Source organism: uncultured Draconibacterium sp. (assembly GCF_913060805.1).
GTDB lineage: Bacteria > Bacteroidota > Bacteroidia > Bacteroidales > Prolixibacteraceae > Draconibacterium.
Window position 1 is genome coordinate 35,595 of record NZ_CAJXTC010000043.1, and the last position, 6,436, is coordinate 42,030.

At 43.3% G+C, this 6,436-nt stretch carries 7 protein-coding genes; all 7 read left to right on the forward strand.

The window, feature by feature from the left end; translation table 11 throughout:
* The 7 genes from QZ576_RS19640 to QZ576_RS19670 all read left to right on the forward strand — a co-directional run bounded on the left by QZ576_RS19640 (nucleotide 1) and on the right by QZ576_RS19670 (nucleotide 6,228).
* Nucleotides 1-1,320 carry a phenylacetate--CoA ligase family protein gene (locus QZ576_RS19640; RefSeq protein WP_297100373.1) on the forward strand — a complete coding sequence of 440 codons (1,320 nt, stop codon included), beginning with the start codon at nucleotides 1-3 and terminating at the stop codon, nucleotides 1,318-1,320.
* Nucleotides 1,321-1,481: 161 nt separating this feature from the next.
* On the forward strand, nucleotides 1,482-1,916 hold the full coding sequence (locus QZ576_RS19645; protein WP_297100376.1) for a hypothetical protein: 435 nt from the start codon (nucleotides 1,482-1,484) through the stop codon (nucleotides 1,914-1,916).
* A 33-nt stretch (nucleotides 1,917-1,949) separates the two neighbouring features.
* Entirely contained in the window at nucleotides 1,950-2,129 is a 180-nt protein-coding gene (locus QZ576_RS19650) for a symporter small accessory protein (protein WP_297100378.1), read from the forward strand.
* A gap of 10 nt (nucleotides 2,130-2,139) precedes the next feature.
* Complete coding sequence (locus tag QZ576_RS19655) at nucleotides 2,140-3,726, forward strand: sodium:solute symporter (RefSeq protein WP_297100381.1); 1,587 nt, start codon at nucleotides 2,140-2,142, stop codon at nucleotides 3,724-3,726.
* A gap of 108 nt (nucleotides 3,727-3,834) precedes the next feature.
* Entirely contained in the window at nucleotides 3,835-4,266 is a 432-nt protein-coding gene (locus QZ576_RS19660; protein WP_297100382.1) for a hypothetical protein, read from the forward strand.
* 229 nt (nucleotides 4,267-4,495) lie between these two features.
* The gene (locus QZ576_RS19665) at nucleotides 4,496-5,794 is read left to right on the forward strand and encodes a phenylacetate--CoA ligase family protein (RefSeq protein WP_297100385.1); all 1,299 of its coding nucleotides are present in this window, start codon (nucleotides 4,496-4,498) and stop codon (nucleotides 5,792-5,794) included.
* Nucleotides 5,795-5,799: 5 nt separating this feature from the next.
* Entirely contained in the window at nucleotides 5,800-6,228 is a 429-nt protein-coding gene (locus tag QZ576_RS19670; protein WP_297100389.1) for an ACT domain-containing protein, read from the forward strand.
* The last annotated feature ends 208 nt before the right edge of the window (nucleotides 6,229-6,436 follow it).

A 6,436-nucleotide genomic window follows, 5' to 3' on the forward strand; every position in this document is an offset into this window, starting at 1 on the left:
ATGGCGCAGGAATTTTGGCAGGAAGAGTTCGAGACTTTAGGGAAGAATAGCCTGCAAAAGCTTCAGGTTGAACGCCTGAATAAAACGATAGAACATGCTTGCAGGTCGCCGTTTTATAGCGAATTGTACAGCAAAAAGAATATAAAACCGGGTGCAATAAAAGACATTTCACAAATAGAGGAATTGCCTTTTACCACCAAACAGGATCTGCGCGAACATTTTCCGTATGGCTTTTTAAGTCTGCCGAAAAAGGAGATCATCCGTTTGCACAGTTCCAGCGGTACCACCGGAAATCCAACAGTAATTTTTCATAACCGTCACGACCTGAAATCGTGGGCCAATCTAATGGCACGCTCGCTGTTTTGTGCAGGAATTCGCGATACCGATGTTTTTCAGAATATCTGTGGTTACGGATTGTTTACCGGTGGACTGGGTTTTCAGTACGGTATTGAAACGCTTGGAGCGCTAAGTATTCCTGCCGGTGCAGGAAACAGTCTGCGCCAGATAAAACTGATGCGCGATTACGGAACGACCGCAGCCCATGCTATTCCAAGTTATTTGGGGCGCTTGTACGAAGTTTTCGAGGCTGAAGGACTCGATCCTAAAAAAGATACGCAGCTAAAAACTTTGGTGATCGGCGCTGAGCCTCATACCGACGCGCAACGCAAACGTATTGAAGAAATGTATGGCGTGCGGGCATTTAATTCTTTTGGACTTTCGGAAATGAACGGTCCGGGAGTGGCTTTTGAGTGTACGCACCAAAACGGTCTACACATTTGGGAAGACTCGTATGTGGTGGAAATTATTGATCCGGAAACACTTCAGCCTGTTCCTGATGGCGAGTATGGCGAGTTGGTAATGACAACACTCGACCGTGAAGCCATGCCGCTGATTCGCTACCGAACACGCGACATTACGCGGATTATTCCTGGAGAATGCGAATGTGGACGGACGCATCGCCGCATCGATAGAATTACAGGTCGTTCAGACGATATGTTCATCATAAAAGGTTGTAACGTATTTCCGATGCAAATTGAGGGGGTGCTGATGAAAATTCCGGAAGTGGGATCGGATTATATGATCACGTTGGAGACTATGAACGGCGCCGATGAAATGGTAGTGGAAGTAGAAGTAAAATCCGACTGGTTTAGGGGAGATATCAAACGTCTGAATAGTTTGAGCAATACCATTACCCGCCAGATTCGCGATGAAGTGCTGGCAAAACCAATTGTAAAACTGGTGGAAGCCGGTTCTATTCCAAAATCGGAAGGCAAAGCTATTCGCGTTACCGACAACCGCAAAAACGGACTTTTAAATTAGTTGACAGTCGCAGTTGGCAGTCAACAATGTTGAGATAAAAAAACTAAATCAAACCAATAAAAAATGGAAGAGCAGAAAAGAATGGAAATAGGAGTTGCCGTTTAAATAAGGTAGTTGCTTCGGTCTTCCATCTTCCATCTTCGGTCTTCCGTCTTAAAATCATGGCTTACGAAGTATCAATATTTCTCGAAAATAAAATCGGTCATTTCGAACGGGTAACAAAAGTGCTGAAAGAAGCTCAGATCAATATTCGGTCAATGGCGATCAACGATACCGCAAATGGTTGGGGAATTCTCAACCTGATTGTTAACGATCCGCACAAAGCAAAAGCTGCACTTTCAGAAAAAGGAGTGTCGGTGGCACTGCGTAAAGTTATCGCTCTTGAAATGCGCGACGAAGCAGGTGGCCTCGACGATCTGCTGATGGAAGTAGCAAAAGCTGAGGTGAATTTCGATAATGCCGTTGGCCGCGTGATCACCGAAAAACAAAAAGCTATTCTGATATTGAATGTTGATGATTATGCCGAATCGATAAAAAAACTGGAACAACAAGGCGTGCAAATCATCGACGACCAAACCGTTTACGGAACCAGTTAATAAAAAATACTCAACCAAAAAACTAAAAAACTTATGCTAGGAATCAACGATCCCGGGATAATTCTCGGCTACCTTTTGTCTGTGGTAGGTTTAATTGCCTGTGTGGTGTACGGGGCGTTAAACTGGAATAAAGGAATGGAAACCAGTACCGACGAAATTCAGCGCGACCTGGATTGGGAAGAAAAAGATGAACATTTAAAAGAAGAAATTTAAAACAACTGCTATGAACACATTTACGCTGGGATTGGTAGTTGTAATCTACCTTTTAGTAATTGCTTACCTCGGTTACCGGGGCTACAGTCAAACAAAATCGGCAAAAGATTATTTACTTGCCGGAAGAGATATTCATCCGTTTGTTATGGCCATGTCGTATGGCGCAACTTTTATTTCTACCTCTGCCATTATAGGTTTTGGCGGAATTGCCGGAGTGTACGGAATGGGCCTGATCTGGCTGACTGCACTGAACATTATTGTGGGCGTGTTTATCGCCTTCATATTTTTTGGGCGCGTTACCCGCAAAATGGGGCATAATCTTGATGCACATACGTTTCCTGAATTTTTGGGAAACCGTTTTCAATCGAAAAAAATTCAGATCATCAGTGGTGCGGTAATTTTTGTATCCATGCCGCTTTATGCCGCCGTGGTATTGATTGGCGGAGCACGTTTTATCGAGAGTATCTTCGAAATTGATTTCTCACTGGCACTTACCTTTTTCTCCATAATTATTGCGGCTTATGTAATTGCCGGAGGTTTAAAAGGTGTAATGTACACCGACGCGCTACAGGGAAGTATCATGTTCCTGAGTTTGTTTTTCCTGCTGATTGTAACCTACCAAAAGTTGGGTGGAGTGAGCGGAGCACATCAGGCGCTTACAAATATGGTAGACCTCGTGCCAGAAAACCTGAAATCTGCCGGTCATGAAGGCTGGACGGTTTTCCCGAAAATGAACTCGGCCTGGTGGTGGGCGCTAACAACCAATATTATTTTGGGGGTAGGAGTTGGTGTGCTTGCACAACCACAGCTGATCGTTCGTTTTATGACGGTAAAAAGTAATCGAGAATTGAACCGTGCTGTTTTAATCGGAGGTATTTTCATTTTTGTCGCCACCGGCTTTATCTTTACTGTTGGCGCACTAACCAATGTGTATTTCCACAACGAATCGGGGCAGTTGGCCATTCAGTTTGCTAAAGGAAATGTCGATTTGATAATTCCGGAATACATTAATTCCGCCATGCCCGAATGGTTTGTGTACCTGTTTATGCTGGCGCTTTTATCGGCCGGTATGTCAACGCTGAGTTCGCAGTTTCACGCCATGGGAACTTCGTTGGGGCGCGATTTTATCGAGAATGTTTTTCCAAAAAAGAAATTCAATTCCATGATGCTGTCGAAAATTTCGATCATCGTGGCTATCATAATCAGTATCATTATTGGCTATAAGTTGCCCGGAAGTATTATCGCACGCGGAACAGCCATTTTCTTTGGCATTTGTGCGGCGTCATTTCTGCCCGTGTATTTTGCCGCTTTGTATTGGAAGCGTGTAACAAAAACAGCCGCAATCTGGAGTATTATAACCGGTTTGCTGGCAAGTGCTTTTGCACTGGCATTTATGCATGCAAAAGAATCGGAGCCACTGGGAATTTGCCAGGCACTGTTTGGCAAACCAACGCTGGCAACCGAGTTTCCGTGGATGATCATCGACCCGATGGTAATTGCCATGCCGGTATCGATAGTGGTGCTGATCGCTGTTTCTTTGTTTACGCAAAAAACGTCCGACGAGCACCTGGCAACCTGTTACCACGGAATAAAATAACGGTACGGGTTTTGAACGAATTGAAAATATGATTTCCGTTGGTGAATGTTTACCTAATAAACTTTATTTTTACGGAAACCATGTTGAATAAACTAAAAAACTACAATTATGGCATTTGAAATATCTGTTTTTCTGGAGAACAAGATCACGCATTTTGAGGCGATTACCGCGTTGCTAAAAAAAGAAGGAATCAACATTCGTACGCTTACTTTAAATAACATGGCACACGGATGGGGCGTATTAAGTTTGTTGGTCGATCAGCCCGATGAAGCTTATAAAATTCTTGCCGATCACGGAAATTCGGTAGCGATGAAAGAGGTGATTGCGCTTGAAATGAAAGATGAAGCGGGTGGTCTGGATGAGATTCTGGTGAAGATTGCTCGTGCCGGCATTCATATCGAAAGTGCTTACACAAGGCTCATTGCCGAAAATAATTTGGCAGTGCTGCTACTTGAAGTACCCGATGTATTGGAGGCTGTTCGCCGTTTGGAGATCAACCATGTCCGAATTCTTGAAGACAAGGTGGTTTACGGGAAATAGCATTGGCGTAAATGCCCGATTGTAGAACAAAAAACAACATGTAAAACCAAAGTAGCTGTTAGGAAATTATTTTTTAGAATTATTATGAAGGATTTTTAACTTAAACAAGGAATAATTGACGCGAATAACACCAGCTATTTAAGGAAATTATTCCGAAGTATAAGTGGAAAAGACGAATAATAAAATGAAATTATAAATTCCTAACAGTTACTAAGATCAACTAAATTTTATGATTTGGAATGAAAAAATAGAATGCGCTTCTCGTGATGAGATGGCCGCTGTGCAAAGCGAACGCTTGAAACAAACCGTTCAGCGTATTTACCACAATATACCGAGTTACCGCGCAAAAATGCAGGAAATTGGAATGCTGCCCGGCGATGTGCGTTCGGTAGAAGATTTGAAAAACCTGCCGTTTACCAACAAAACAGACCTGCGCGATAATTATCCGTTTGGAATGTTTACCGTGCCCATGAGCGAAATTGTGCGTGTTCACGCCAGCTCGGGAACTACCGGAAAACCAACAGTAGTAGGTTACACGAGAAACGACCTCAGCATGTGGGCCGAAGTGGTTACCCGCTCGCTGTGTATGTCGGGTGTAACACGTAACGACATTGTACAGGTGGCCTATGGTTACGGACTGTTTACCGGTGGTTTGGGATTGCACTACGGAACTGAAAACCTTGGAGCAACAGTAATCCCAATTTCGGGTGGAAATACGCAAAAGCAAATTCAGCTAATGCAGGATTTTGGCTCATCAGTAATTGCCTGTACGCCATCGTATGCTTTGTTTTTAGCCGAAGTAATGCAGGAAATGAGTATCGATCCGGAAGAACTGAAACTACGCGTAGGTATTTTTGGTGCCGAGCCATGGAGCGAAAGCATGCGTAAGGAAATTGAAGCGAAACTGAAGTTAAAAGCCATTGATATTTATGGTTTGAGTGAAGTGATTGGCCCCGGAGTTTCGTGTGAGTGCGAACATCAGGTAGGCATGCACGTTAACGAAGACCATTTTATCCCCGAAATTCTCGATACGGAAACACTGCAACCTGTTGCACCGGGCGAAGTGGGAGAGTTGGTATTTACAACGATCACGAAAGAAGGAATTCCTATTCTGCGCTATCGTACGCGCGATCTTACCCGACTTATTTACGATAAATGCGAGTGTGGACGTACACTAGTACGTATGGAAAAATGTAAAGGGCGTTCGGATGATATGCTGATCATTCGTGGGGTGAACGTATTCCCGTCGCAAATTGAAAGTGTACTATTGGAAATGAGCGAAACAGAACCGCACTACCTGTTGATTGTGGAGCGCGAAGGAACACTCGATGTGCTGAAACTGATGGTGGAAGTGCAAGAGCAGTTTTTCTCTGATGAAGTTCGCGAACTGGAGAAACTGAAAAAGAAAATAACGCACAATATTCAAAGTACGCTGGGTATCTCGGTGGATGTAAAACTGGTAGAGCCTAAAACCATAGAACGTACTGCAGGTAAAGCAAAACGTGTAATCGATAACCGTAAAATCTAAACGCCATGATCATTAAACAAGTATCTGTTTTTTTAGAGAACAAGTCAGGACGATTAAACGAAGTGACAAAAATACTGGCCGATGCCGAAATAAACCTGTCGGCGTTCACCATTGCCGATACCTCTGATTTCGGAATTCTGCGCATGATTGTTTCCGACCCGGATAAGGCATGTAAGGTGTTAAAAGAAAACGAGTTTTCAGTAAAAACCACCGATGTTGTTTTGGCTAAAACACCGAATCAGCCGGGCAGCTTAAGCAAGTTGTTGGATATCCTGCAAAAAGAAGAAGTGTTTATTGAATACATGTACGCTTTTTCGATGAAGGATGAAGGAGCGGTAACCGTTATTCGTCCAACACGCGTTGAGCGCTGTGTGGAAATGTTGCAAAAACATAAAACCGAATTGATTCGGGCCGATGAACTCTATCAACTGTAGTCGCAAATCGATAAGAAAATACAAAAGCGGGTTTCCGGAAGGAGACTCGCTTTTTTTGTTAAAGTAACTTGAAAGCCAATAGTAAAATCGGGCTAAGAATTTATTGACTCACCCTGATTGTGCCTTCGACGCAATCGTCCCTCTCTATTCTTATGAAACAGACAAGGGATTAATGTAATTTTGTAGGTACTCTTTTTCTTTTTTTATT

Coding starts and splice junctions, on each gene's coding strand:
- QZ576_RS19640 (WP_297100373.1), top strand. CDS start 1: ATGGCGCAGGAATTTTGGCAGGAAGAGTTCGAGACTTTAGGGAAGAAT.
- QZ576_RS19645 (WP_297100376.1), top strand. CDS start 1,482: ATGGCTTACGAAGTATCAATATTTCTCGAAAATAAAATCGGTCATTTC.
- QZ576_RS19650 (WP_297100378.1), top strand. CDS start 1,950: ATGCTAGGAATCAACGATCCCGGGATAATTCTCGGCTACCTTTTGTCT.
- QZ576_RS19655 (WP_297100381.1), top strand. CDS start 2,140: ATGAACACATTTACGCTGGGATTGGTAGTTGTAATCTACCTTTTAGTA.
- QZ576_RS19660 (WP_297100382.1), top strand. CDS start 3,835: ATGGCATTTGAAATATCTGTTTTTCTGGAGAACAAGATCACGCATTTT.
- QZ576_RS19665 (WP_297100385.1), top strand. CDS start 4,496: ATGATTTGGAATGAAAAAATAGAATGCGCTTCTCGTGATGAGATGGCC.
- QZ576_RS19670 (WP_297100389.1), top strand. CDS start 5,800: ATGATCATTAAACAAGTATCTGTTTTTTTAGAGAACAAGTCAGGACGA.